A 25759-nucleotide genomic window follows, 5' to 3' on the forward strand; every position below is an offset into this window, starting at 1 on the left:
TCACCAAGATCTGGACGTCAGAGCCAGACCGGTTCATCGTAAATCCGATCCACCAGATGCCGGGACTGAACACCTAGTATGCGTTCCTGGCGCTGCCCTTGCCCCAGCTGGTTCAGATTGCCGCCGGTGCGATGATCGCGTGGCCCCGTGACCGCTTGCCGCGCATCACCTCCCCCGCGCCCTGCGGCCGCGGCAGTGCGGCGCGCACGTCGTGTTCGTCGTGGTTCGTGGAGGGACCGCCCGGCAGCGTGTCGGCGTTGCGCGCCATATGCCAATGGTGCAAAAACGAGCAGCGTTCCGGCCGCCATGGCGGCCGGAATCCCAACTTTGGTCGCAGTTCGCCGGAACCCTCCGGGCATGTCCGCTCTCCTGATGCATCGAATGTCCCGGCTTATGGTCCGGTGACGTTTTCGAATGTGAGAGCTTAGTAGCATATATAAACTAATTGCAAGCTAGAAAAAATCGCGCCTTTACTGCGAATGTCCTGCGATACGGGGGTTCGTGCGGTGGGGCTACGCACTACGCAGACGCGCCGCGATACGGAGATGCGTTGACGCGCAGCGACACTCCATTATGCCATCCGCATGAGTCGCCCACGTTCTTCCACCAAAACCTATGCCGCCCCGGCGATCGAAAAAGCGTTCCACATCATCGATCTGCTGGCGCATTACCCACAGGGCGCGCTGGTCAAGGAAATGGCTGCGCATCTCGGCCGATCGGTTGGCGAATTGTTCCGCATGGTCGTGGTGCTGGAACAGAGCGGCTATCTTCGCCGCTCGCCGACGACCGATCGCTACAGTGTCACCTACAAGATTCTCGACCTCGCCTTTCGCGCCACCCCGGCGCGCAACGTGGTGCGTACCGCGACTCCGTGGATGCGGCGACTGGTCGAGGAGGTCGGGCAATCCTGCCATTTCGTGGTCGCCAACGGCGCGCACGGGCTGGTCATCGCACGGGAGGAAAATCCCGGCACGCGCGGATTCGCGCTGCGGCTGGGGGCGCCGATCGACATGATGCAAAGCTGTTCCGGCCAGGTGATCCTCGCCTTCTGCCCGCCCGATGTCGCCGACCAGATCGTGCGCGACATCGATGCCGTGCGCGCAGAACCCATCGACCGGTCATTGCTGGACGAGCGCCTGGAGCTGATCCGCGCGCGTGGCTTTGATCAGCGCAAGAGCCCGATCACGTTCGGCGTCACCGACGTCAGCTACCCGATCTTCGCCTTCGACCGCGAACTCGTGGGTGCGCTGACCGTGCCGTTCATGGAACTGATCGACGGATCGCAGCGTGTCACCGTCGACGCGGTCGGCGAACGGTTGCGGGCAGCGGCGCGCGCCATTTCGGTGGAGCTGGGCTGCCCGGAGGATTGAGGTCAGAAGGTGACGATCGCCTTCAGGACATGATCCGCCTCCTCGATCAATTGCGGCAGTCGCCGGGGCAGGTCGCTGGCCGTCACGTCATGCGTGTGCAGTGCATCGGTCGGGATGTCACCGTTGACAATCGCGGCGATCACGCGGGCGAAATCCGCCTCCAGCGCATTGCGGCTCGCCATCAGCGTCGTCTCGCGCTTGTGGAATTCGGGATCGGCGAACACCAGATCGCCGGGCGCCACGCCGACCAGCACCAGCGTGCCGCCATGCGCGACATATGCGAGGCTTGCAGCCATCGCGGATAGCGAACCGGTCGCGTCGAATACCACATCGAACATCTCGCCCCGTGTCGCCTGCTGCAACGCGGCCGCCAGATCCGGGGAGGCGAGCCATGTATCGGCGAACCCCAGCCGTTCGCGGGCATGGGCCAGACGTGCCGGACGCGTATCGACCAGCGTGACCGCCGCGCCGTTCATGCGCGCGAACAGAGCGGTGCCGATGCCGATCGGCCCGGCGCCGACCACCAGCGCGCGTTGGCCCGGTGCCGGCCGGCCACGGGCGACGGCATGCGCGCCGATGGCGAGGAATTCCACCATCGCCGCCTGATCGATCGTCAATCCCGATGCGTCGACCAGCGCGCTTTCGGGCACCACCAGCCGTTCGCACATCCCGCCATCGGTATGGACGCCCAGGACGCGGATGTTGGTGCAGGCATTGGGCTTGGCGTTGCGGCACGCGATGCAGGTACCGCACGCCAGATAGGGATTGAGCGCCACCGTCTGCCCGACATGAAAGGCCGAACCCGCACCGATCCATTCGATCGTCCCGCCCAGCTCATGTCCCATCACGCGGGGATAGGACAGGAACGGATGGCGCCCTTCATAGATATGATAGTCGGTTCCGCACAATCCGACCCGATGGATGCGCACCACGGCCTCTCCGGGCGTAGGTTGCGGCTCCGGCCGATCGATCAACGTCAGGCTGAACGGTTCCGGACAAATGATTGCCTTCATCAGACCCTCCCTCTCGATCACCGCACTAGACAGTCAGTAGCAAATATGCAAGCAAAGTAGCATATGTAATTTTAGAATAAGGTAGATCGAATGGCGGATCGGCGCACGACGATTCGCAGCAGGCGTCGGGCGGCTCGCCGATCACTGTCGGCATGGCGGCCGGGACAACCGCGGTGCCGGCAACCCACAGGGGAAAACGAGACGAGACATCCGGGATAGGCTGGCTTGATCGTTGTTAAATAGGAGAAAAAGGATGATCAAAGGCACTTCGATTTGCAAGGCCGTTGCGATAGCCCTGGCGTTCGCGCCGCCGGTTCTCGCGCAAACTCCGCCCCCTGCAACCAATGCATTGCCCGTGCTCGGGCCCAAGCGGTTCATCGATTATTTCAAGCCGATGCCGATCATCCAGCCGCTCAGCAAAACTGCGTGGGGCGCGAAGGAAGTCGGGCCGCCCTCCACCCAGCGGCGTGAACCGATAGCCGTCGTCGCTGCGCGCCAGTTTCAGCCCGTCGCGCCCCTCGTCCTTGTCGGTGAAATAGCTGAGCAGTAGAACGCTATCGGCGTCCTTCGCCCATACTGGAAAGGCCGCACCGCCCAGCATCGCACCGATCCCGGCCAGCGCGCTGCGTCGATTGCATTCGTCATGGTCGTAGCCTCCGATCGATCGTCAGCCTCTCTTGCCGCGACGGCGGGCATTTGTCGCTTGCGATCGGCGGCAGCGAGGTGAACGAAGCCGGTGAAATAATGATGCGGCGATCGTAGCGAGTGGCGAAGCGTCGGAAATGCTTGAGGCGACTGACGCAGCTCTCGATCTGGTTGCGATGCTTGTCGATGCCTGCATCGTGCGGAATGGCGACCTTGCGGTTGCGCCTGGAGGGGCTCACCGCCTCGGCGTGCATTGCCGCGATCTGACGAACTGCCCCCGGCCTGTTCGGAACGGATGCACCGTGCGCTGCCCGATTTACGCATCCATGTCTTTCCGAACAGCTCACACATGCCGTTCTACGAGCAGCCGGAGCCGTATTTCGCGGTGCTGGTAGCGTTTCTGCGTTCGGTCCGCCGGTGGCTGGCCGATCTGCCACTGTCCAATTTCCTGACCGACGCGATCGTACCTCAGGAAGCGGACGAGGTGACGCGGCCGATCGTCGATCCTACGACGCGGCGGCATTCGACAGCTGCTCCTGGCATGTTCCTCGATCGATCACCGCCTTCAGCCAACGATTGTGCCCGTACTCAGACCCTACGACCCGGAACCTTAATGCTGCTCGGTCGCCTTGACGCATATCAAGATCGGAGGCGGACATTGAGCGAGCGTAGCTGCGACGTTGTAATCATCGGGGCGGGCACCGCCGGGCTCAAGGCATATAAGGCAGCAGTCGCTCGCGGCGGTGAGGTGGTGATCGTCGAACGGGGTCCCGGCGGCTCGACCTGTACGCGAGTCGGTTGCATGCCGTCCAAGCTTCTGATCGCGGCCGCCCGAATGGCGCATCAAGCCCGGCGGGCATCGGACTTCGGGATCGTAACCGGCAACGTATCGGTCGATGCTACGAAGATGTGGGAACGGATCCGGCGCGAGCGCGACCGCTTCGTCGCCTCGGTGCTCGACGAATATCATGCCATTCCCTCGGATCGGGTGGTCCATGGCAGCGCGCGCTTCGACGGTCCCGACGCGATCCTTGTCGGGGACGATCGCATTGCGGCGCGGCGCGGGATCGTCATCGCCACCGGCGCGCGTCCGATCATCCCCGATCTGCTCGACCCGGTCCGCGAGCGCGTTCATACGCACGAAACCATCTTCGATCTCCCGGATCTGCCCGCCGCGATCGCGGTGCTCGGGGCCGGGCCGCTGGGTCTGGAACTGGCGCAGGCATTTGCCAGGCTCGGTGTCGACGTCACCGTTCTGGACGAAGGCGAGCGCATCGGCGGCCTCAAGGACCCGGCGGCCAATGCCGCCGCCATCGACGCGCTCCGCGACGACGTGACCCTGCGGCTCGGTGTCGCCGTCGAGGCATCGGTGACGGCGGACGGCCGTGCCCGACTGAGCTGGGCGGAGGGCGAAGTGGTCGTCGACGTGGTACTGGCGGCCACCGGCCGACCGCCGGCCCTTGACGACCTCGCCCTCGACACCACCGGGCTTACGCTCGATGCGCATGGCACGCCGGTGTTCGATCGCGGAACCCATCGTTGCGGCGACAGTAACATCTTCATCGCCGGCGACGCCGATGCCTGGCGGCCGGTGCTGCACGAGGCGGCACGCGGCGGCAGTATCGCGGGCGATGTCGCGATGGGCGGACCGTCCGCGAAAATCCTGCCGGCACTGGCGATCGCCTTCACCGAACCCAATCTCGTCGAAGTCGGTCGGTCGTTCGACCAGCTTCCCGACGATGCACGGATCGGTCAGGCCGCCGTCAAGGACAACGGCCGCGCCACCGCCGACGGCGAGATGCAGGGTCTCGTCCGCCTGTATGCCGATCGCGACGGCAAGCTCCTCGGCGCCTCGATCGTCGCGCCTGAGGGCGAACACTTGGGGCATCTGGTCGCGCTGGGAATCGAACGCGGGATCGACGTTGCCGAATTCGTCGATCAGCCGTGGTATCATCCGACGATCGAGGAACTGCTGCAAGCTGCGGGTCGCGATCTGCTTGGTACCGATAATTGATCGCTGCGATACGAGATGCCGGTTGTGATCCATCGGGAATAGTCACGCAGGCTATCGTCTCTTAAAAATCGACGTTGGCCGAGAGCCATAGTCGCCGTCCTTCCTGATTGATCGCGTACGCTGGGGTAAAGACCGTGTTCGCGCCGCTGCGATAGGGTTCGTAGATCGCATAATCGGTATCGAGGATGTTGTAGACCGCAGCCGAGAGGCGGAGTGCCGACGTCACCTGATAGGAGCCGCCGATATGGAACAGTTCGTACGCGCGGAAATCGCCCAGCGCGCGCTGCTGATCGTTGTTGCCGCGATACCGGCTCGAGCGGATTTCGGTACGGGCCCACAGGTTCGCCCGCTCCGATAGCGTGCAGCGCAGATTGCCGTTCACCATATGCTTCGGGATGCCGACCAACGGCCGGCCCTGTTCGGTACCGCTCAACTGCTCCGTCTCGGTGTACGTATAGTTCGCCACCAGCGCGAGGCGACCCGTCAGAGCGAACCGGCCGGCCGCTTCGACCCCGCGGGTTCGCGCCCTGTCGATATTGATCGATTGGCTGAACAGGTCGACCGCGGGGAACGGCCCGACGTCGAGGCAGTTCGGCCGGTTCGGATTGCCGGCGAAGCGGCAGTTGGGAATGCCCGGTCCGGCCGCGATCTTGTCGGTGAAGTCATTGTTGAACAGCGTGACGTTGCCGCTGAACATGCCCTTATCGTCGAAATAGATCCCCGCTTCGTAACTCGTGCTGGTTTCGGGGACGAGGTTCGGCGTGCCGAGCAGGGGAATACGCCCCTGGCCGCCGAACCCGATGATCCCCTCGGCGATCTGTTCGACGCGCGGCGTCTTGAAACCGCGACTGACGCCGCCCTTGATGGTCAGCGCGTCGTTGACGTTCCACACGGCATAGACGCGCGGCGACCATTTGCTGCCGAAGGTCGAATGATCGTCGTAGCGCGCCCCGCCGGTCAGGTTGAATCCGTCGGTGACGGTCAGCGTCGCTTCGGCGAAACCGGCCCATTGGGTGAAGGTGAACGGCTCGGGGGCGACGCCCTCGACCATCCGCGCCCGCCAATATTGTCCGCCGAGGGTGAAGGCGACCGGTCCTTGCCGGCCGGCAAAGCGTGAATCGACGATGTCGTTGCGCGCCTCCAGCGTGCGCGGACTGCCCGGCACCTTACCCGGCGTGCCGTTAGGGATCAGGCGGCCGATCGTCTCGGTATCGTTGCGGGTCACCGTCGTATCGAGCATGCCGAGCGACGTACGCCAGCTATGCGCGACGACATAGTTGCTGCGGTTGAACCGTTGTTCCGGGGCATAGCCGCCCGACCCCAGCGTGCCGAGCTGGCCTTCGCTGTTGTCGTAGGACTGGGTATTGCGATCGAACTCGATCCACAGGTCGTGATCGGCATGCGGCGTCAGCGACAGACGTCCGCCATAGTTGTAGATGTCCGACCGTACCGGATTACGCCCGAGGGTGAGCGCGGGATCGCCGGGAATGGGAATGTCCGATCCCTCGCGGTGGAACACGCTCCCGCGCAGCGTCAGTCCCAGCAGATCGCGCACCACCGGCCCTTGCGCGAAGCCGTTCACCGACTGGATATTGCCGAAGCGGTCGTCGCCCTGGATCGTGCTCTCCGCGGTCGCCGTACCGACCCAGCGGTTACCGACCTTGCGCGTGATGATGTTGATGACGCCGCCCATCGCGTCCGATCCGTACAGCGTCGACATCGGACCGCGCACGACCTCGATCCGGTCGATCGCCGAAAACGGCGGCAGGAAGCTGGTCGAGGTTTCGCCGAAGCCGTTGGGCGTGACCCCGCCCGGCGCGTTCTGGCGGCGGCCGTCGAGCAGGATGAGGGTGTAGTCGCTGGGCATGCCGCGGATGGAGATGTTCAAGCCGCCGGTCTTGCCGGCCTCGCCGCCGACATCAATGCCCTGCACGTCCTGCAGCGCCTCCGCCAAACTGCCGAAGCGCTTCTCCTCGAGGTTCGCGCGGTCCAGCACCGAGATACTGGCCGGCGCTTCGACGATACGCTGCTCATATCCGGAAGCGGTCACGACGATGTCGGCGTCGGTCGTATCGGTATCGCTGGTTCCTGCCTGGGTCTGGGCAGCAGCGGGTGCGGATGCCAGCACACACGCCATTCCGGCCCACATACTCCAATTCCGGCTTACCATGACGATCCCCTTACTATTGCGAATGATTAGCATTCGCGGCGCAACTGGAGGAACGATCGTTGGAATGCCACTCCTATTGCCGGCAGATCGAAAACGTAACGGTCAAGCAACATTGATTTACACTCGTGAGTAGCTGCGCATCGCGGCGCGCAAACAGCTGTCAGACTTGCTAATGACAATGGTTCGCATTACGGAGGTGCGCAGAGGGCGAATGGCGGACACCAGTCTACACAGCGAACCGGACACGCGGACGATAGCGACAGCGAGCAGGCGCCCGCGCAACTGGCGTGCATGGTGGGCCAGGCACATCATCGCATGGCATTGGATCAGTGCCGGTGTCGCGCTGGCGGCAATGCTGCTGTTCGCGGTAACCGGCATCACGCTGAACCATGCCGGGTCGATTTCCGCCGAGCCCATCGTCGCGGAACGCACGGTGACCCTACCCGCCGGACTGGTCGCGACGCTCGGTCCCGCCGCGCGCGCAGGAGGAAGCGTGCCGCCGCCGGTCGCCGCAATGGTGAAAGCGAGGGTCGGACTGGACGTCGCGGGTCGCCCGGTCGAATGGTCCGAGGGGGAAGCCTATATCGCCCTGCCCCGCCCCGGCGGCGATGGCTGGGTCAGCATCGACCGGGCGAGCGGGGCGATCCGCGCCGAGACGACCGATCGGGGGTGGATCAGCTATCTCAACGACCTGCACAAGGGGCGCAACACCGGTGCGGCATGGTTCTGGTTCATCGATATCGTCGCCATCGCCTGCGTGCTGTTTTCCGTCACCGGCCTGCTGTTGCTGCAACTCCATGCGAAGCGGCGTCCGTCCACCTGGCCGCTGGTCGCCACCGGCATCGTCCTGCCGGTGGTGCTCGCCGCCTTCCTGATCCATTGACGAGGGGGATTTCTCCGATGCGTATCCTTTCCCTGGCGGTCCTCGGCGGTGCGACCGTCGCCGCGGCGCCCGCGACAACAGGCACCGTCTCCGTCACCATCCCGCGCCTGTCGGTCGCCGAATATCATCGTCCCTATGTCGCCGTCTGGATCGAACCGGCGGGCGGCGGCGCGGCGCGCACGCTGGCGCTGTGGTACGACGTACGCAAGAGCGGCGCGGAACCCGGCACGAAATGGCTCGCCGATCTGCGCGCATGGTGGCGCAAGGGCGGCCGCAGCCTGCGCCTGCCTACCGACGGCGTCAGTGGTGCGACCCGTGCGCCCGGCACGCATACCATTAAGCTGCCCGCCGACCTGCGGCCCGGCGCCTATGTGCTGAACGTCGAGGCCGCACGCGAAACCGGCGGTCGCGAACTGGTACAGGTGCCGCTGACCGTGCCCGCCAAGGCCGCGCGCGCCGGCGGATCGCACGAACTGGGCGCCGTCACCGTCGCCGCCCGTTGATATCTTGCAAAGGGAAATGCCGATGCCTCGCTTGACCCGGCGTCTGTTCGCCGCCGCCGTCCTGTTGTCGATCCCCGCCGGCGTATCCGCGCATCGGCTGTGGCTGTTGCCGTCGGGGACGGTGTTCTCGGGCACCGACAGCTGGGTCACGGTCGATTTCGCGGCATCGAACGACCTGTTCTATGCCGATCATCAGCCCGGCCGGATCGATGGCGTCAAGGTGTGGCAGCCCGACGGCAGCGCCGGTCAGGTACAGAACGGCGCGACCGGCCGCTATCGCTCGGTGTTCGACGTGAAGCTCGACAAGCCCGGGACGTGGAAGATCGGGACCGAAATGTCGGGGCTGATGGGCAGCTTCAAAGTGAACGGCGAGGAAAAGCGCGTTGGCGGCCGCGGCGGACCGCCCGGCCCTGACGGCGTACGCCGGCCGCCGCTCACGGTCGCCGACATTCCCGCCGATGCGACCGATGTGAAGCTGACCGAAACCAGCAACCGCAACGAGATTTTCGTGACCGCGGGCGAACCGACCCGCATTGTGCTGAAGCCCACGGGCAAGGGGCTGGAGGTCGATTACGTGACCCATCCCGACGAACTGGTCGCGGGTGAGACGGCACGCCTGCGCTTCCTGGTCGACGGCCGGCCCGCGCCCGCGTTGAGGGTGACGGTGGTGCCCGGCGGCAAGCGCTATCGCAATGCCGAGGGTGCGCGCGAACTCACGACCGGTGCGGACGGGGTGCTGGCGATCGACTGGCCACAGGCCGGTATGTACTGGCTGAGTGCCACGCATGAAGATGCCAAGCCGACGGCACCGCGCGCGACGGCGCGACGCATGGGCTATGTCACGACGCTGGAGGTAATGACGCCCTGACGATACCGCGCATCGCGCTGCCGGTCGCGCCCGACGCGGCACTGCTGGCGACGCATGACCCCGCCGCGCCGGTCGCGACCCTGGCCGGCCGGACCATGGGTACTGGCTGGAGCGTGCGCTGTGCGCTGCCGGCCGGCATAGACCCGGACCGGTTGCGGCAGGCGATCGATGCCCGTCTCGACGATCTGGTCGGGCAGATGAGCCACTGGGACGCGGCATCGGCGTTGTCGCGCTTCAACGCGCTGCCCGCCGGTGCGATCACCGATCTGCCCGATGATTTCGCTGCGGTGATCGACCTGTCGCTGCGGATCGCCCATGCCAGTGGCGGTGCCTTCGATCCTGCGATCGGCCGGCTGGTCGACCTATGGGGTTTCGGACCGCCCGGGCCGCAGCCGGCGCCCGACGATGCGGCGGTTGCGGCAGCACGCGTGGTGTCGGGATGGCGACGCCTGCGACGCGATGCCGGCGGGCGGCGCCTGGTCCAGCCGGGTGGACTGGCGCTCGACCTGTCGGGGGTCGCCAAGGGCTATGCCGTCGATGCCGTCGCCGACCTGCTGGCCGGCCACGGGATCGCCCATTGCCTCGTGGAGATCGGCGGCGAACTCGTCGGGCGCGGCATCCGCCCCGATGGCGACCCGTGGTGGGTCGAATTGGAAAACCCGCCCGGTATCGATGCCGCCCCGATCCGGGTGGCGTTGCACCAATGCGCGGTTGCGACCTCGGGCGACTATCGCCGCGGCCGGCATTCGATCGACCCGCGGACCGGCCGGCCCGTTACCAATGGTGTGCGATCGGTCAGCGTGATTGCCGGTAGCGCCGCGCTTGCCGATGCGCTGGCAACGGCGATCACGATCGCGCGGCCCGATGACAGCCTGATCGCCGCGCAGCGCGTCGCAGCCCGGATCGTGGTAGATGATGGCAACGGTATTCGGGAATTCCTGACCGTTCCGCTACGCGCAATGCTGGCGTAGCATTTTCCGCGATGACAACGGCTAGCGTGGCCGGGGTTATCGCTCGGCAAGTGGAGGCGGTAGCGAAGGTTCGACCCGGCCATTCCGTTTCGTGGAAGCGTGCTGCACTTGCGAAGACTGGGGCGATCCGGCATCACCGACGGCGGGGGGTACCATGATCCGTAGAGCCATCATCGCCGGCGTCCTGTTGACCACAGCGCTTCCCGTTGCGGCCGAAGGACGGAAGGCCGACCGCGCCGCGGCGAAGCAGGACACGCTCGCCGGCACGGAGCGGCTGGACGGTTTGCTGCCCGTCCATGTCGATCGCAAGGGCGGACGCATCCTCCTGTCGCTGCCGGCGCCCGGTGCCGACGGCATCGCCGCGCGTATGCTCTACACGACGGCACTCAGGACCGGGCTCGGTTCGGCCCCGATCGGCCTGGATCGTGCGCAGCCCGGGCCCGCGCAACTGCTGGTGATCCGCCGGCTGGGCCGGAAAGTGGCGTTCGAATTCGAAAACCCCCGCTTCCGCGCGACCGGCGCGTCGGCGGCGGAGCAGGCGGCGGCGGCAGATGCCTTCGCCACGTCCACCTTGTGGCTGGGCGACGTGATCGACGGTCCCGACGGGACCCTGCTGGTCGATATCGCGCCCTTCCTCATCCGCGACACCAAGGGGATTACGGCACAGCTCAACACCAGCGGCGAGAAGGGCTGGAAGCTGGTCGACGCACTGAGCGCCGCCGATCCGAACAGCGTTCGTGCGTTCCCGTTCAATCTCGAGTTCGAGGCGCGACAGACCTTCGCGAGCGACACGCCCGGCCCCGAGGTGCGCAACATCGCCCCCGATCCGCGGCAAGTGACCCTGGTGGTGCGCCACAGCTTCGTCGCGCTGCCCGAAACGGGCTATGTCAGCCGCGCCTTCGATCCGCGCGGCGGCAGCTTCGCGACGCAGATCCTCGATTTCGGTGCGCCGCTCGGCGGGCAGATCGTTCAGAGCCTCGCCAACCGATTCCGACTGGAACGGGTCGATCCCAACGCGCCCCGCTCGCGCGTCAAGAAGCCGATCGTCTTCTACATCGACAATGCCGCGCCCGAACCGATCCGCACCGCGCTGCTTGAGGGCGCATCGTGGTGGAAGACGGCGTTCGAGGCGGCGGGGTACATCGACGCCTACAGGGTCGAGATCCTGCCCGACGGGGCCGATCCGCTCGACATGCGCTACAACGTCGTCAACTGGGTCAACCGCGCGACCCGCGGCTGGTCCTACGGTTACGCCGTCACCGATCCGCGCACGGGGGAAATTCTGAAAGGATCGGTGCTGCTCGGGTCGCTCCGCATGCGGCAGGACATGCTGATCTACGAAGGGCTGGTCGGCGCCGCCCGGACGGGAACGGGTGGGCCCAACGATCCGGCGCAGGTCGCGCTCGCCCGCATCCGCCAGCTCGCGGCACATGAGGTCGGCCACGCGCTCGGCCTGCTGCACAATTTCGCAGGCAGCACGCAGGGCCGCGCGTCGGTCATGGACTATCCGGCGCCGCGGATCGGGCTGGTGAACGGTGCGCCCGACCTGTCGGACGCGTACGGCGTCGGGCTGGGCGCGTGGGACCGGTACGCGATCGACTGGCTGTACGGCGATCCTACCGGAACGAACCCGGACGCGGCGGCACGCACGAAGGCGGCAGCGGCGGAGCAGCGCGGGCTGCGCTTCGTCTCCGACGAGAACGCGCGCAGCGCCTCCGCATCGCAGCCATGGGGGAGCCTGTGGGATGACGGGGCCGATCCGGTCGCCGAACTCACCCGCATGATGACCGTTCGCGCGGCCGCGGTCGCCCGTTTCGGGCCCGACGCGCTCGCGCCGGGTGAAGCCGTGGCCGCGCTGCGCCGCAAATTCGTACCGATCTGGCTGCTCCACCGTTACCAGGTGGAGGCGGCGACCAAGCTGGTCGGCGGCGTCTTCTCGACCTACGCGGTCGCGGGCGGCAGTGGCGGCACGGCGGCACCGGTCGATGGCGCGACCCAACGCCGCGCGCTGGATGCGATCCTGACGACGCTGGATCCGGGCGCGCTCGACGTGCCCGAGCGGCTGATATTGCAGCTGTCGGCCGGCTGGTCAGGGGAGAGCGACCGGCAGACCGACATCGAGGTCATGCGCACCGCCGGCAGCACCGTCTTCGACCCGCTGGCGGCGGCCGAGGTCGCCGCGGAGGTGACCTTGCGTGCGTTGCTGGCACCGGAGCGCCTCGCACGGCTCGCGGACCAGAACCGCCGCGATCCCGCAATCCCCGGCACCGCGCTCATCGCCACGCGATTGCTGGCGATCGCGAACGCACCCACGACCAGCACCCGCGAGGCAGCGGTGCGTCGGGCGGTCGGTACGCGTATCATTCTCGACCTTGCGAAGGCGGCCGCCGACCCGGCTACCGGTTCCGACGCGGCACGATCCATCGATCAGGCGCTCGCCGACTGGGCCGACCGGCAACAGGCGCGTGCGTTCGCGAACGGCGACGACCGCGCCTGGGCGCTCGCCACCGCCCGCCTGCTGCGGGACCGCGAGGCACTGCAAGCGGCGCTGCGCGACGAGGATGCCGACGTGAAGATCCCACCGGGCATGCCGATCGGGTCGGATTAGGGCGCAAGCGATCCGGTTTCGGTCGCTTTCGGTGATCGGGCGACTTTTCGAAAGCGAACTTTCGTTCATCGGCACCTGACGCCCAGTTCGACCTGCCGCCGACGCATCGCCGACCGCGACCATGGCGACGCGTCATGTCGGTCGACGGCCGGGTCTTGTCGTGAAGACGGAGTGTTCGGGATCGAGGTCGAGTTGACCGTCGTATCCCTCGGCTTCGGCGTGGCGCACTCGGCGAACAGCGCCTGCAACTCGACCAGCGTAATGTCGTGCTTCGCTTCGATCCGTCCCGCACGGCAGTCGCAACCCTGCGGCTTGGCTGCCGGCGTGCCGTGCAGCGTCGATCGCGGTCGTCTCCTGCGCGAACTGGCGCTCGGTGGGCGGGGTAGTGAGGAACATCGTCTCGATGTCCTGTATCGCGGCCGACAGCGTGTCGGGCCGATCGAAGCACCGCGTCGAGGCGTCGGTGGCCATACGCTATTTGGTTGACAGATTGCCGGAAAAATACGAATGTTTGCTTTAATTAATCGTATCAGGCCGCGGATGACGGTCTGGACGCCATAAAGGGGAGGTTCTTATGCGCTACGAATCGTCGACAGCCGTTCGGTCGCTGTTGCTGGGTGCTGTGTCGGTCATCGGACTCACCGCACCGACGGGCGCCTTCGCCCAGACCGCGACCGGCAACACCCCCGCCGCCCCGGCGACCCCGGCCGATGCCGCCGCCGCACCGACCCAGATCGAGGGCGTCAGCGACGAAATCGTCGTCACCGGCATCCGCGCGTCGCAGGCCCGCTCGGTCGAGATCAAGCGCAACGCCGCCAGCGTTGTCGAGGCGATCAGCGCGCAGGACATCGGCAAGTTGCCCGACGTCACCATCTCCGACTCGCTGCAACGCATCCCCGGCGTCCAGATCCGCCGCGAGGCGGGCGAAGGCGGCGCGGTCAACATCCGCGGCCTGCCGCAGGTCACCACGCTGATGAACGGCGAACAGTTCCTCGGCGCCAATTCGGTGACGACGGTACAGCCGAACTTCACCGACATCCCGTCGCAGCTGTTCTCGGGCGCGACGGTGTTCAAGTCACCGACCGCCTCGCTGCAACAGGCGGGCCTTTCGGGCACGGTCGACCTGCTGACGCGTCGGCCGATGGACCTGAAGAACGGGCTGACGCTGTCGGCCGCCGCCGAAGGGCAATATGGCGACCGGACCGAGAAATGGAGCCCGTCGGCCAACGGCCTGATCGCCTATCATGGCGATCGCTTCGGCGTGCTGGTATCGGCCGCCTATAGCGACCTGACGCTCGGCAACAGCTTCCGCGGGATTCAGGATTACGGCGTCGCGCTGAACAACGAAGGCGGCAGCGCCACCAATCAGGGTAATTTCGCGGTCGGCAATAACGGCGTCAGCCGCGGCACCCCGGTGCGCAACGCGCAGGGCGCCATCATCGGCTATGACGTGAATGGCGACGGCGATGCCAACGACGCGTTCATCACGCCACAGTCGCACACCGCGTGGAATCGCATCACCAACCGCGAACGCTTCGGCGCCAATGCGTCGTTGCAGTTCGAGATCAACGACGCGCTCAAACTGACCGCCGACGGCTTCTACACCCGCCAGACACAGTATGACCGCACCGCCGGTTTCCAGTTCCAGAATGTCGACTGGCTGTCCTCGCCGTTCCTGCCGACCAAGTCGCGCGATACTGGCGCGGTCGTTGGCGGCTACAACGTTAACACCGTCCAGCAATATACCTACAGCCTGCCCAGCTTCGACAGCTATTCGGAAACCTTCCGGACCAAGAGCGAATCGCAGAACTACAACGTGCAGCTCGACTGGCAACCGAGCGACCAGTTCAAGGGTACGATCCGCGGCATCTATGGCAAGGCATCGCGCAAGCGCGACCAGGCCTATACCCAGTTCAGCCTGACCAACGGCGCGCAATGGGCCTATAACGGCGTCGGCAACTATCCGGCGTCGATCGGCGGCGACCGGCAGTTCAATCCGACCGGCTATCCGATCTACAGCCAGACCGCGACCGTCGACTATTCGAGCGGCGCGCCGGTGTTCGGCTTCTCCCCCGCCTTTCTGGCGCAGGCGTCCGATCCGTCGCGCTACGGGCTGAAGACGATTTCGTCGGAAGGTAACCAGTATCAGAATGGCGACCTGTGGGCAGTGCGCGCCGATGGCGAATATACCGCCGATAACGGCGTGAAGCTGTCCTTCGGCGGGCGCTATGGCGAACGCAGCGTCGACCAGTTCACCTTCGACCGGGTATCGCCCTTCTATGCCGGCAACCGCGACAATGCCGCCAATCCGGCGGGCGGATGCCTCGTCAAGTGGAAGGCGTTCGACGTCAACCTGAACGACGGCAAGTGCGCGGTGCTCGACGCACAGGGCAATGCCTATACCGCCGGCTATACCCGCCAGGCCAACGACCCGATCTTCGAGGGTCTGGTCAAGCAATATGCCCTTCCCGCCGGTGGCGCACCTGCCCTCTATGCGCTCGATCCGCATGCGATGGACGATAGCGAGGCGTGGCAGAACAAATTCTACCCGGGCAGCCAGAATCTGGTGAACCCCGCCGACAGCTTCACGGTCAATGTCCGCCAGATCTCGGGCTATGGCCAGGTATCGGGCGAAGGCGAGCTGTTCGGCATGCCGTTCCGCGCCAATGGTGGTCTGCAGGTCGTCAACACCCGGCTGAACGTGCGGCAGAACATCGTCGGCGCGCCGCAGCCCTACGGCGTGTCGGGCGTCGATGCCGGCGATGTGACGACGAACCGCGAATTCACCGACTTCCTGCCCGCGTTCAACGTCGCGTTCGACCTTACGACCAAGCTGCGCGCCCGTGCCGCCTTCTCGAAGACGATGACGGTGCTCGACTTCCTGCAATGGGGCGGCGGTCTGAACGTCAACTACGCGATCAATACGCAGGTGAACCCGGCCCGGTTTGAGGCACGGACCGCGGATTCACGCGGCAACCCGAACCTGAACCCGTGGCGCGCGACCAATGCCGAAGCGAGCCTCGAATATTATACCGGCCGCTCCAGCCTGGTCGCGGTCGGCGCCTTCTACATCTCGGTCGACAGCTTCATCACCACCACGACAGAGACTCGCAACGATATTCCCGACAATGACGGCGTGATCCGTCGCCCGGTCATCACCAATACGCTGGCGCAGGGCGAAGGCGGCACGCTGAAGGGGATCGAGGCGTCGGCGCGCCAGTCGCTCGCCGATTACGGCGTGAACGGTTTCCTCGGCGGGTTCGGCGTCGATGCCAACTACACGCTGTCGCTGGGCGATGCGGGCCTTGTCGACCTGGCCGGCAACAACCAGCCGTTCCAGGACAACAGCAAGCATCAGGTGAACGCGGCGCTGTGGTTCGAGAAATACGGGTTGCAGGCGCGCGTCGCCTATAACTACCGCTCGAAGCGCCTCGCCTCGTCCAACTATGGCGGCATCCGGGACCAAGTGACCGGTCGTGGCCTCGCGCAATATCAGATGCCAACAACCTATCTCGACGCCTCGATCTCCTACGACATCACGCCCCAGTTCAGCATCTATGGTCAGGCATCGAACCTGACCGGCGAGACCGAACGCTATTACCTCACTTGGGCCGATCAGGTGTTCAACGAGAACATCTACGAACGCCGCTTCATCGCCGGCGTCCGCGCCAAGTTCTGATCGGCTCCCTTCGTCCGCAGTCGCCGTCGCGCAGCGTCGCGGCGGCGACACGGGACGAAGGGTGGGGTATCGATCGAACGCGACGAAGGGGGGGACAGATGCCGCACGAACCGGTTCGATCGATCGTCATCGTCGGCGGCGGCACCGCCGGGTGGATGGCCGCGACCTATTTGGCGCGGCGGCTCGCGCATCTGAAGCTGTCGATCACCGTCGTCGACAGTGCCGCGATCGGCACGGTCGGCGTCGGCGAGGCAACGGTGCCGGCGATCCGCGATTTCCTGTCGGCGATCGAACTGGGCGAACCCGATGTGCTGCGCGAAACCGGCGGCACGATCAAATATGGCATCCGCTTCGATGGCTGGGGCGGCGAAGGGCATCGCTTCTTCCACCCCTTCGGCCTGTACGGGGTCGGTGCACAGGGCGTGGCGTTCCACCAATATTGGCTGAAGCTCAACGCCGCCGGGCGGGCCGGGCCGCTGGGCGATTACTGCCTCGCCACGCAACTCGCGCGGAACGGCCTGTTCCTGCCGCCCGCCGATCGGCCCGCCAACGACCTAGGCGTCTTCAACTTCGCGCTGCATTTCGATGCAGCAAAGTTCGCCGCGCTGCTGCGGCGGCTCGCGCTCGCCAATCATGTCGCCCATGTCGACGGCCGGATCGTCGACGTCGCGACCGATCCGGCGCGCGGCCATGTGACGCAGGTGACGCTCGACGACGGGCGCGTCATCGCCGGCGACCTGTGGATCGACGCATCGGGATTTCGCAGCCTGTTGCTGGGCGAGGCGCTGGGCGTGCCTTATGTCGACTGGTCGCACTGGCTGCCCTGCGACCGGGCGGTGGCGATCCCGTGCCGCGCGGCGCCGGGTGACCCCACCCCCTATACCGTCGCCACCGCCCGCCCCGCCGGCTGGCAATGGCGCATCCCGCTGCGCCACCGCATCGGCAATGGCAGCGTCTATTGCAGCGCGTTCCAGTCCGACGCCGATGCCGAGGACGCACTGCTCGCCTCGCTGGAGGCTGCGCCGCTCGCCGATCCCAATCGCCTCCGCTTCGTCACCGGGCACCGGACACGCTTCTGGAGCGGCAATGTTGTCGGCCTCGGCCTTGCCTCGGGTTTCCTCGAACCGCTCGAATCGACCAGCATCTCGCTGATCCAGTCGGGGCTGGAACGCTTCGTCGCCTTGTTCCCCGATCGGACCTGCGATCCCCGCCTTGCCGCCACCTACAACCGGCAATCGGTGCTGGAATTCGAACGGCTGCGCGACTTCCTGTTCCTGCACTATCTCGCCAACGGCCGCGACGAGCCGTTCTGGCAATCCATTCGCGCGGTCGAACCGCCGGAGCCCTTGCAGATCAAGCTGGACGCATGGCGTTCGGGAGGAGAATTCGTGCGCAACGAGTGGGATACGTTCCAGGACCCGAGCTGGTTGAGCCTGTATGCCGGCTTTGGCGACCTGCCCGCCCGCCATTCGCCGCTGGCGGATGCGATCGGCGAGGACGATCTGGCCGACAGTTTTGACCGGATGCGCGCCGCCATCGCCAAGACGCTGGCTCATGCCGAACCGCATGGGCGCTTCCTCGCCCGGGTGACGAGCGCATGAGCGGCACCACCCACACCCGCGCCGTCATCGCGATGAGCCTCGGCGGCCTATTGTTCGGGTTCGACACTGCCGTCATTTCCGGCGTCACCGACGCGCTGCGCAGCCAATATGCCCTGTCCGAAGCGGGCCTCGGCTTCGCCGTCTCCGCCGCATTGTGGGGGACGCTGGTCGGCGCATTGTTCAGCGGTGCGCCCGGTGACCGTTGGGGCAGCCTTGCCGTGCTGCGGGTCATCGGGCTGCTCTATGTCGCGTCGGCGGTCGGCTGCGCGATCGCCACGACGCTGACCGGCTTCGTCGCGTTCCGCCTGCTCGGCGGCCTCGCCATCGGTGCGTCGTCGGTACTGGTGCCCGTGTATATCGCCGAGATCAGTTCGGCGAAGCGGCGCGGGCTGCTGGTCGGGCTGTTCCAGTTCAACATCGTCGCCGGCATTCTCGTCGCCTATCTCAGCAATTATCTGGTCGCACAGGCGATCGCACCCGACCTTGCCTGGCGGTGGAAGCTGGGCGTGGCGGCGATCCCCGCCGCGCTGTTCCTCGTGCTGCTGACCGGCCTGCCGCAAAGCCCGCGCTGGCTCGCCGCGCGCGGTCGCGATCAGGATGCGGCGCGGGCGGCGGCGCGGCTCGGCCTCGATGCAATTCCGGCAGTGGAGACGGGGGGTACTGGCCGGCTCGACTGGCGCATTCATCGCCTGCCGATCCTGCTCGCCATCGCCATCGGTCTGTTCAATCAGCTCTCGGGGATCAACGCGATCCTCTATTATCTGAACGACATCTTCGCCGCGGCCGGCTTTACCGGCGTGTCGGGCGATGTGCAGGCGATCGCGATCGGGGCTGCGAACCTGGTCGCGACGGTCATCGGCATGGGCGTGATCGACCGGGTCGGGCGCAAGCCGCTGCTGATCGGCGGCGGCATCGTCACCGCGATCGCGCTCGCCGGGGTCGCGCTGGTCTATATGGGCGCGGCATCTCCCGCGCTGCTGCTGCCGTTGCTGATCCTGTTCATCGCCGCCTTCGCCATGTCGCAGGGCGCGGTGATCTGGGTCTACCTGAGCGAGATATTCCCGACCGACGTGCGCGCCCGCGGACAGGCGATCGGCAGCGCGACCCACTGGGTCGCCAATGCCGCACTGTCCTTCGCCTTTCCGCTGATCGCGCAATGGGACCGCGCGCTCCCCTTCTGGGGCTTTGCCGCGGCGATGCTGTTGCAGGCGCTGCTGGTCTGGCGGCTATTCCCCGAAACCCGCGGCCGCGATCTCGAAGCGATCAGCGCCGACCTGACCAAAAGGACGAAGGCATGAAACTGGGACTTATCGCGACACTGCTTGCTGCGGCTGGACCGGGCGGGATTGCCGCAGCCCAGGTGCCTGTGAATGGCGGCCCGTATAACGCCAGCTTCCTATCCGGCGGCATCGGCATCGAACGCCCGATCGTCGGACCGGTGCTGTCGGCCGGCGCGCCGTACAGCGTGACGCTGTGGATCAAGGGCGCGGCGCGGCAGGCGGGCATGGTGCCGCTGGTCGCGATCGGCGATGCGCGGGTGCTCGGGCTCGACGACGGGCGGCTGACGCTGCGCGACGGCACCGCGACGATCGCCGGCCCGGTCATCGCCCCCGGCCGCTGGACGCAGGTCGCGGTCGTCTCCGACGGCAGCCGCGCGAGCCTCTATGTCGATGGCCGCCGGGTCGCCGGCGGCGCGGCGCGCACCACCGCGACGCAAGGCATGTTCCACATCGCCCGCGCAATTCCGGGCAAGCCGCATTTCGGCGGCACGCTGGTTGGCGTCACGCTGCACGAACGAGCATTGTCGGCAGCGGACGTCGCGAAGCTGCCCCGCCCCGATTTCGACAATGTCCAGCTATGGGAAGTCGGCGTCACCTGGCCGTTCCAGAAACAGGCCAATATCGGCCTGACCCAGCAGCAGGACCCCTGGACGCTGCCGCAGAGCAAGGGCGACGCCTATAGCGCACCGGTCGCCAAGCCGCTGCCGACGGCGCCGGTCATGCAATCGCTGGCACCGGGCCGGTGGCAGATCAATGGCTGGCAACTGGCCGCCGCCCCCGATGTCGCGGCCGATGGCGCCGCCCTGTCGCGGCCCGGTGCGCCGAAGGGCACGTGGCGCGTGGCGACCGTGCCGGGGACGGTGCTCCAGACGCTGGTCGATCGCGGCGTCTATCCCGATCCCTATTACGGGCTCAACAACCTGAAGATTCCCGAACAGCTGGCGCGGCAGGAGTATTGGTACCGTACCCGCTTCACCGTGCCGGCGGAAGCGGCGGGGCGGAAGCTGACCATCTTGTTCGGCGGCATCAATTACGCATCCGAAATCTGGGCCAATGGTGCGAAGCTCGGCACGACCCGAGGCGCGTTCATCCGCGGCCAGTTCGATTATGTGCCGGTCGCGGGCGAAAACGTGATCGCGGTGCGGGTGTCGCCGCCGCCGCATCCGGGCATTCCGCATGAACAATCGGTCGCGGGCGGCGTCGGCGAAAATGGCGGGCAACTGGCGATCGACGGCCCGACCTTCGTCGCAACCGAGGGGTGGGACTGGATCCCCGGCATCCGCGACCGCAACACCGGGCTGTGGCGCCCGGTCGAGCTGCTGGCGCATGGCAGCATCCGCATCCTCGACCCGCATGTCGTCACCGACCTGCCGCTGCCGCGCACCGACCGCGCCGATATCCATATCACCGTCCCGATCGACAATAGCGGCCCCGCCGCGCCGGTCACGGTCAAGGTCGCGTTCGAAGGGGTCACCGTCGAAAAACGGGTAACCGCCCCCGCCGGGCGCAGCGACGTGCGCTTCACCCCCGCCGATTTCCCCGCGCTGACCGTCGCCAACCCGAAATTATGGTGGCCGAACGGCTATGGCGAACCGCATCTCTACCACGCGACCTATCAGGTCAGCGACGCGAACGGCCTGTCCGACAGCAAGACCGGACGCTTCGGCATTCGCGAGGTCAGCTACGACCTGTCGCTGTTCGATGCTGCCGGGGCGCTGCGCCGCGTGAACGTGCAGACCACCGACGGCGGCTTGGCGGGGCAGAAGCTGATCGACGTCCGTCACGGCGCGATCAAACAGACGCCGACCGGATGGGCGGAATCGCTGACTGCGGCCGGCGAGGCGTCGCGGGCGGTGACGGCGATCGCCGAAACCCTGCCCGAACCGCATCTGACCATCCGCGTGAACGGCGTGCGGATCGCGGCGCGCGGCGGCAACTGGGGCATGGACGACGCGATGAAGCGGGTGAGCTATCAATGGCTTGCCCCGTTCTTCCGCCTCCAGCGCGAGGCGCACATGAACGTCATCCGTAACTGGATGGGGACGAATACCGAGGAGGAGTTCTACGACCTCGCCGACGAAAACGGCATGATGGTCCTGAACGATTTCTGGCAATCGACCCAGAATTTCCAGATCGAACCTGACGACGCGTCGCTGTTCCTCGCCAACGCCCGCGACACCATCGCACGGTATCGCAACCACCCGTCGATCATCCTGTGGTTCGGCCGCAACGAAGGCGTGCCCTATCCGGCGTTGAACGAGGGGCTGGACGATGCCGTGTTCCAGCTCGACGGCACGCGCTGGTTCACCGGATCGTCGAACGTCGTCAATTTGCAGGGGTCCGGCCCGTATAATTACCGGGCGCCGGTCGGCTATTTCACCGATCTCGCCACCGGTTTCTCGGTCGAAACCGGCACGCCGTCGCTGTCGACCGCGGAATCGGTCGAATCCTACGTCCCCGCCGCCGATCGCTGGCCGCTGAGCGACGTGTTCGCCTATCATGACTGGCATTTCGGCGGGAATGGCGACACCAAGACGTTCATGCAGACGCTGGCGACGATGTTCGGTTCGGGCAAGGACTTCGCCGATTTCGAGCGCAAGGCGCAGATGATGAACCTCGAAACGCACAAGGCGATGTACGAAGGGTTCCTCGGCCATCTGTGGACCAAGAATAGCGGGCGGCTGCTGTGGATGACGCATCCAGCCTGGCCATCGAACGCGTGGCAGATCTATTCGTGGGATTACGACACCCATGCCGCCTATTACGGTGCTAAGAAGGCCGCCGAGCCGCTCCATGTTCAGCTGAACCTGCCCGGCAACGAACTGGTCGTGCTCAACACGACCCAGGCCGATGCCAAGGGGCTGACCGCCACGGTGCGCGTCGTCGGGCTCGACAATGCCGAACTGTTCGCACGGATCGACCGGGTCGATGCGCTTGCCAATCGGGCGACGCCGCTGGCGGCGGTACCGCTCGACCCGCTCTACGCGGCGCATCCGGTGGTGCTGGTGCGGCTGACCCTGTCAGATGCGGCGGGCAAGCCGGTGTCGGACAATTTCTATTGGCGCGGGCGCGATGCGGCTTCGTATCAGTCGCTGAACGCGCTGGCCCCGGCGACGCTGACGACGCGGATGGCCGCACCGGTGGTCGATGGCGACGACCGGATGATCGCGGTGACGCTGTCGAACGACGGTCCGGTCGCCGCACTGAACGCCAAGCTGACGCTGCTCGGCCCTGACGGGAAGCGCATCCTGCCCGCCTTCTACAGCGACAATTATGTCTCGCTCCTGCCCGGCGAATCCCGCACCGTCGCCATCCGTTATCCCGCGACGATCGGCGTGCAGCCGAGCGTGACCCTGCGCGGCTGGAACGTCGCCGAAACGGCGGTGCGGCCGTGACCGGCGCTCACGCGACGCTGGGGTAGCCCGCCGCCGCTGCCGCCGCATCCTGCGCCGCGATCCGCGCGGCCAGGTCCGGGTGCGGCGGCACGATCCCGGTCAGGAACAGATCGGCCCGCGTGGCCGCAAGGGCAGGGTCGGCGATCACCTGCCCCAGCACCGTCCGCAGCAGCGTCGCGACCGCGGGCGGGGCGGCGGTGACGAACGCCGGCGTGGCGGCCGGATCGCTGCGGTCGAGCACGCGCAGCCGCCCAACGACCGTCGGATCGGCCCGCGCGATCGCGGCAAAGGTCACTTCGTCGATCGCAGCGACATCGGCATGGCCGTCGACCACCGCGCGGACGCTGTCGGCATGGGCGCCGGTTTCGACCACCGCGCCGAAAAACGGCCGCCCCTGCGCCAGCGGTGCGATCCGGTCGCGCAACAGCGCCATGCCGGTGTTCGATCCCGCATCGTTGATCGCGGCGGTGCGCCCGCACAGGTCGCCCAGCCGCTGCGCCGGATCGTCGCTGCGGACCACGATCAGGCTGCGATGCTCGCCCGGAACGTCGGTGCCGGCATAGACCGGATGGCCGAGCAGGCGCAGCGTAGCATGGTCGCACGCCCAGGGGCGGGTACAGATCATGCCGAACAACAGGCCGGGGTCCGACCAGACCATCGCCGTCGATACGCCACGCGTCAGCGCCTCCGGCACGTCCGGCAGCCCGTGGTCGCGCAGCCGGTCGCGCAGTGCCGCCCACAGCCGGTCGTTGGCAGCATGCTGCGTGTCATGGTCGTACATGCCGAGCCACGCGATGTTACCCATGGGCATCGCCCCGGCCCGCCGGGTGGTGGATCGTGTCATGTGCCCGGATCGCAAAGCGGCGCAGCACGTCGCGATAGCCGTCATAGCGCGGCTCGGGCCGCTGCGTCCGGGCGCGCTCCACCGCGGGCAATCGATACCAGGGCGCGGCGGGCACGGCGTGGTGTGCGGCATGGAGATTGTTGTTGAGGAACAGCAGCGCCAGCGGCCCGCGCGACGCGACCGTCGTCGCGCGCGACGGACCGGCGGCATCGGCGCGATGTTCGGCGAACCCACGCAACAGCGATCCGGCCTGTCCGGGCAGAACGAAGCACAGCAGATAGCTGCCGATCGGCAGTGCCACGAGGTGCAGCCAGCCGAGGATCAGCGCGACCCCCACCAGATGCGGCCCCCATTCGCGCGCGAACCCGGCGGGATCGCGCCGCAGCCGCCGCGCCTCGTCCAGCAGGAACATCGCGATCGCCGCGACCGGTCCGACCAGCAACTGCCCGATCAGCGTCGCGCGCAGGCGGGCGACAGCGGCGATCACGCCCCCGCCGGTGACATAGCGCGACTCCGGATCGTGCGCCGGATGGGTCGGATGCGGCGATCGATGGTGGGCCATATGGGTCCGGCGATACGCGCCATAGGGCAGCCACAGCGACAACGGCACGCCCCCGATCAGGTCGTTGACCCGGCGCCACTGCGTCGGATGGCCATGAATCGTCTCGTGCTGCAGCGACCCGTGCCATGCGACGAACCATCCCCCCAGCAGGGCGAGGATCGGCCAGGGAAGCCGGGCATGGGCGGCGGTCAGCGCCAGCCACCCGCCATAGATGACCACCGCCAGCAGGACGGTGGGCAGCTCGATCGGTCTGGTACGAAGCGTCATATTCCCATCTTACCAGTAGGAATACTGTTCTGGCAATCACGACCATCCTCGCAGCAGGTGCCGGCCCTCCCAGCAGGTGCCGGCAAGTCGGGGTGTGCGCGGTGCAACGATCCTGCCCCGAACGGACTTTACGACCGGGCATGGGAGACCCGTTCATGATCCATCTGTCTTATCGACCGCGTTTCGACGACCTGCGCCCGATGGTCGCGACCGGAGCCGCCTTGCTGCCGTTCGACCGTCCGGGGCTGCGGACGTCACCCGCGAGCTATTTCGAGGGCCGACAAGGGTATCGCGCCGATCATCTGGGCGCATTCGTCGTGCCGCTGCCCGATACATCGGCGATCGCCGACGATGTCCTGCCGGTCGCGGACCGGCGCGACGGCCGGCTCGACTATGAACATTTCTCGATCGTCATGTCACGCAGCCGTCGGCTGGCATGGTTCACCGGCGTCAATATCGACGGCAGCGCGAGCGTATCGATCCCGCGCGGCGGCGATCCATGGGCGTTCGACGGCCGGATCCCGGAGGCGGCGCAGATCGGCGAGGCGCTGTACGCCGACAATGATTTCGATCGCGGGCACCTCGTCCGGCGCGAGGACCCGAACTGGGGCACGACCGCCGGCACCGCCAACCGCGACACCTTCCACTTCACCAACTGCGCGCCGCAACTCTCCGCCTTCAACCAGCGCAGCTGGCTCGGTCTAGAGGACTATATCCTCGACAATACCCGCCGCGTCGGCGAACGGGCGACGGTGTTCACCGGGCCCGTGTTCCGGCCGGACGATCCCGTCTATCGCGGCGTCGCGATCCCGCTGGCCTATTGGAAGGTCGTCGCCTTCGTCCATGACGACGGACGGCCATCGGCCACCGCCTATCTGATCGACCATGACGTCGATTTGAACGAGCGCACGCTGCTGTTCGGTGCGTTCAAGACGTATCAGCGCTCCGTCCGCGCGATCGAGTCGCTGACCGGTCTCGCCTTCGGCGACTTGCCCGGCTTCGACGGCTTTTCGAACGAAGAAGCGGCAACCGGTGAGACGGTTCGTCGGAGGATCACCGGGCCAGAGGACATCCTCGTCTGAGCCG

Annotated in this window: 20 protein-coding genes; 13 read left to right on the top strand and 7 right to left on the bottom strand. The window is 66.6% G+C overall.

Features of this window, described 5'->3' with window-relative positions:
• Nucleotides 1–112 precede the first annotated feature (112 nt).
• Nucleotides 113–283 carry a hypothetical protein gene (locus ACTHQV_RS14970; protein WP_440491385.1) on the bottom strand — a complete coding sequence of 57 codons (171 nt, stop codon included), beginning with the start codon at nucleotides 281–283 and terminating at the stop codon, nucleotides 113–115.
• 301 nt (nucleotides 284–584) lie between these two features.
• Here ACTHQV_RS14970 and ACTHQV_RS14975 point away from each other — a divergent pair, with 301 nt between their 5' ends.
• On the top strand, nucleotides 585–1370 hold the full coding sequence (locus ACTHQV_RS14975) for an IclR family transcriptional regulator (RefSeq protein ID WP_440491387.1): 786 nt from the start codon (nucleotides 585–587) through the stop codon (nucleotides 1368–1370).
• 2 nt (nucleotides 1371–1372) lie between these two features.
• Here ACTHQV_RS14975 and ACTHQV_RS14980 read toward each other — a convergent pair whose 3' ends face one another.
• From ACTHQV_RS14980 to ACTHQV_RS14990, 3 genes are all read right to left on the bottom strand, one after another.
• Nucleotides 1373–2383 (bottom strand): zinc-binding alcohol dehydrogenase family protein, encoded by a 1011-nt coding sequence (locus tag ACTHQV_RS14980; RefSeq protein ID WP_440491388.1) that lies wholly within the window; start codon nucleotides 2381–2383, stop codon nucleotides 1373–1375.
• A gap of 235 nt (nucleotides 2384–2618) precedes the next feature.
• On the bottom strand, nucleotides 2619–2984 hold the full coding sequence (locus tag ACTHQV_RS14985) for a hypothetical protein (protein WP_440491390.1): 366 nt from the start codon (nucleotides 2982–2984) through the stop codon (nucleotides 2619–2621).
• A 40-nt stretch (nucleotides 2985–3024) separates the two neighbouring features.
• Entirely contained in the window at nucleotides 3025–3282 is a 258-nt protein-coding gene (locus ACTHQV_RS14990) for a hypothetical protein (RefSeq protein WP_440491391.1), read from the bottom strand.
• 359 nt (nucleotides 3283–3641) lie between these two features.
• Here ACTHQV_RS14990 and ACTHQV_RS14995 point away from each other — a divergent pair, with 359 nt between their 5' ends.
• A complete protein-coding gene (locus tag ACTHQV_RS14995; protein WP_440491392.1) occupies nucleotides 3642–5042 on the top strand; it encodes a dihydrolipoyl dehydrogenase in 1401 nt (466 codons plus the stop codon).
• Nucleotides 5043–5103: 61 nt separating this feature from the next.
• On the opposite strand, the gene ACTHQV_RS15000 is transcribed toward ACTHQV_RS14995, so the two are convergent.
• Nucleotides 5104–7170 (bottom strand): TonB-dependent receptor domain-containing protein, encoded by a 2067-nt coding sequence (locus tag ACTHQV_RS15000; protein ID WP_440491394.1) that lies wholly within the window; start codon nucleotides 7168–7170, stop codon nucleotides 5104–5106.
• A 253-nt stretch (nucleotides 7171–7423) separates the two neighbouring features.
• On the opposite strand from ACTHQV_RS15000, the gene ACTHQV_RS15005 reads away from it, so the two are divergent.
• From ACTHQV_RS15005 to ACTHQV_RS15050, 10 genes are all read left to right on the top strand, one after another.
• Complete coding sequence (locus tag ACTHQV_RS15005; RefSeq protein ID WP_440491396.1) at nucleotides 7424–8095, top strand: PepSY-associated TM helix domain-containing protein; 672 nt, start codon at nucleotides 7424–7426, stop codon at nucleotides 8093–8095.
• 17 nt (nucleotides 8096–8112) lie between these two features.
• Nucleotides 8113–8598, top strand: coding sequence for a DUF2271 domain-containing protein (locus ACTHQV_RS15010; RefSeq protein ID WP_440491397.1), 486 nt, complete (start codon nucleotides 8113–8115; stop codon nucleotides 8596–8598).
• A gap of 22 nt (nucleotides 8599–8620) precedes the next feature.
• A complete protein-coding gene (locus ACTHQV_RS15015; RefSeq protein WP_440491398.1) occupies nucleotides 8621–9466 on the top strand; it encodes a DUF4198 domain-containing protein in 846 nt (281 codons plus the stop codon).
• Nucleotides 9467–9561: 95 nt separating this feature from the next.
• Nucleotides 9562–10437: an FAD:protein FMN transferase gene (locus ACTHQV_RS15020; protein ID WP_440491399.1), complete on the top strand. Its 876-nt coding sequence runs from the start codon at nucleotides 9562–9564 to the stop codon at nucleotides 10435–10437.
• 154 nt (nucleotides 10438–10591) lie between these two features.
• Entirely contained in the window at nucleotides 10592–13045 is a 2454-nt protein-coding gene (locus ACTHQV_RS15025; RefSeq protein ID WP_440491400.1) for a zinc-dependent metalloprotease, read from the top strand.
• A 192-nt stretch (nucleotides 13046–13237) separates the two neighbouring features.
• Entirely contained in the window at nucleotides 13238–13531 is a 294-nt protein-coding gene (locus ACTHQV_RS15030) for a hypothetical protein (protein ID WP_440491402.1), read from the top strand.
• 88 nt (nucleotides 13532–13619) lie between these two features.
• Nucleotides 13620–16724 (top strand): TonB-dependent receptor, encoded by a 3105-nt coding sequence (locus ACTHQV_RS15035; RefSeq protein WP_440491404.1) that lies wholly within the window; start codon nucleotides 13620–13622, stop codon nucleotides 16722–16724.
• A 98-nt stretch (nucleotides 16725–16822) separates the two neighbouring features.
• Entirely contained in the window at nucleotides 16823–18325 is a 1503-nt protein-coding gene (locus ACTHQV_RS15040; protein ID WP_440491405.1) for a tryptophan halogenase family protein, read from the top strand.
• Nucleotides 18322–19623 (top strand): sugar porter family MFS transporter, encoded by a 1302-nt coding sequence (locus ACTHQV_RS15045; protein WP_440491407.1) that lies wholly within the window; start codon nucleotides 18322–18324, stop codon nucleotides 19621–19623. Before ACTHQV_RS15040 ends, ACTHQV_RS15045 begins: the two co-directional genes overlap by 4 nt.
• Nucleotides 19620–23000, top strand: coding sequence for a glycosyl hydrolase 2 galactose-binding domain-containing protein (locus tag ACTHQV_RS15050; RefSeq protein ID WP_440491409.1), 3381 nt, complete (start codon nucleotides 19620–19622; stop codon nucleotides 22998–23000). Before ACTHQV_RS15045 ends, ACTHQV_RS15050 begins: the two co-directional genes overlap by 4 nt.
• A 7-nt stretch (nucleotides 23001–23007) precedes the next feature.
• Here ACTHQV_RS15050 and ACTHQV_RS15055 read toward each other — a convergent pair whose 3' ends face one another.
• Nucleotides 23008–23805: a phosphate/phosphite/phosphonate ABC transporter substrate-binding protein gene (locus ACTHQV_RS15055; RefSeq protein WP_440491411.1), complete on the bottom strand. Its 798-nt coding sequence runs from the start codon at nucleotides 23803–23805 to the stop codon at nucleotides 23008–23010.
• Nucleotides 23798–24673, bottom strand: coding sequence for a fatty acid desaturase (locus ACTHQV_RS15060; protein WP_440491412.1), 876 nt, complete (start codon nucleotides 24671–24673; stop codon nucleotides 23798–23800). Before ACTHQV_RS15060 ends, ACTHQV_RS15055 begins: the two co-directional genes overlap by 8 nt.
• Nucleotides 24674–24828: 155 nt before the next feature.
• On the opposite strand from ACTHQV_RS15060, the gene ACTHQV_RS15065 reads away from it, so the two are divergent.
• On the top strand, nucleotides 24829–25755 hold the full coding sequence (locus ACTHQV_RS15065; RefSeq protein WP_440491414.1) for a DNA/RNA non-specific endonuclease: 927 nt from the start codon (nucleotides 24829–24831) through the stop codon (nucleotides 25753–25755).
• The last annotated feature ends 4 nt before the right edge of the window (nucleotides 25756–25759 follow it).

The organism is Sphingomonas sp. SAFR-052, from assembly GCF_051965015.1.
Taxonomy (GTDB): domain Bacteria; phylum Pseudomonadota; class Alphaproteobacteria; order Sphingomonadales; family Sphingomonadaceae; genus Sphingomonas.

Excerpts from the sequence above, each read along its gene's own strand:
- ACTHQV_RS14975 (WP_440491387.1), top strand. The coding sequence starts at position 585 with ATGAGTCGCCCACGTTCTTCCACCAAAACCTATGCCGCCCCGGCGATC.
- ACTHQV_RS14980 (WP_440491388.1), bottom strand. The coding sequence starts at position 2,383 with ATGAAGGCAATCATTTGTCCGGAACCGTTCAGCCTGACGTTGATCGAT.
- ACTHQV_RS14985 (WP_440491390.1), bottom strand. The coding sequence starts at position 2,984 with ATGCTGGGCGGTGCGGCCTTTCCAGTATGGGCGAAGGACGCCGATAGC.
- ACTHQV_RS14990 (WP_440491391.1), bottom strand. The coding sequence starts at position 3,282 with ATGCACGCCGAGGCGGTGAGCCCCTCCAGGCGCAACCGCAAGGTCGCC.
- ACTHQV_RS14995 (WP_440491392.1), top strand. The coding sequence starts at position 3,642 with ATGCTGCTCGGTCGCCTTGACGCATATCAAGATCGGAGGCGGACATTG.
- ACTHQV_RS15005 (WP_440491396.1), top strand. The coding sequence starts at position 7,424 with ATGGCGGACACCAGTCTACACAGCGAACCGGACACGCGGACGATAGCG.
- ACTHQV_RS15010 (WP_440491397.1), top strand. The coding sequence starts at position 8,113 with ATGCGTATCCTTTCCCTGGCGGTCCTCGGCGGTGCGACCGTCGCCGCG.
- ACTHQV_RS15015 (WP_440491398.1), top strand. The coding sequence starts at position 8,621 with ATGCCTCGCTTGACCCGGCGTCTGTTCGCCGCCGCCGTCCTGTTGTCG.
- ACTHQV_RS15020 (WP_440491399.1), top strand. The coding sequence starts at position 9,562 with ATGGGTACTGGCTGGAGCGTGCGCTGTGCGCTGCCGGCCGGCATAGAC.
- ACTHQV_RS15025 (WP_440491400.1), top strand. The coding sequence starts at position 10,592 with ATGATCCGTAGAGCCATCATCGCCGGCGTCCTGTTGACCACAGCGCTT.
- ACTHQV_RS15035 (WP_440491404.1), top strand. The coding sequence starts at position 13,620 with ATGCGCTACGAATCGTCGACAGCCGTTCGGTCGCTGTTGCTGGGTGCT.
- ACTHQV_RS15040 (WP_440491405.1), top strand. The coding sequence starts at position 16,823 with ATGCCGCACGAACCGGTTCGATCGATCGTCATCGTCGGCGGCGGCACC.
- ACTHQV_RS15045 (WP_440491407.1), top strand. The coding sequence starts at position 18,322 with ATGAGCGGCACCACCCACACCCGCGCCGTCATCGCGATGAGCCTCGGC.
- ACTHQV_RS15050 (WP_440491409.1), top strand. The coding sequence starts at position 19,620 with ATGAAACTGGGACTTATCGCGACACTGCTTGCTGCGGCTGGACCGGGC.
- ACTHQV_RS15055 (WP_440491411.1), bottom strand. The coding sequence starts at position 23,805 with ATGGGTAACATCGCGTGGCTCGGCATGTACGACCATGACACGCAGCAT.
- ACTHQV_RS15060 (WP_440491412.1), bottom strand. The coding sequence starts at position 24,673 with ATGACGCTTCGTACCAGACCGATCGAGCTGCCCACCGTCCTGCTGGCG.
- ACTHQV_RS15065 (WP_440491414.1), top strand. The coding sequence starts at position 24,829 with ATGATCCATCTGTCTTATCGACCGCGTTTCGACGACCTGCGCCCGATG.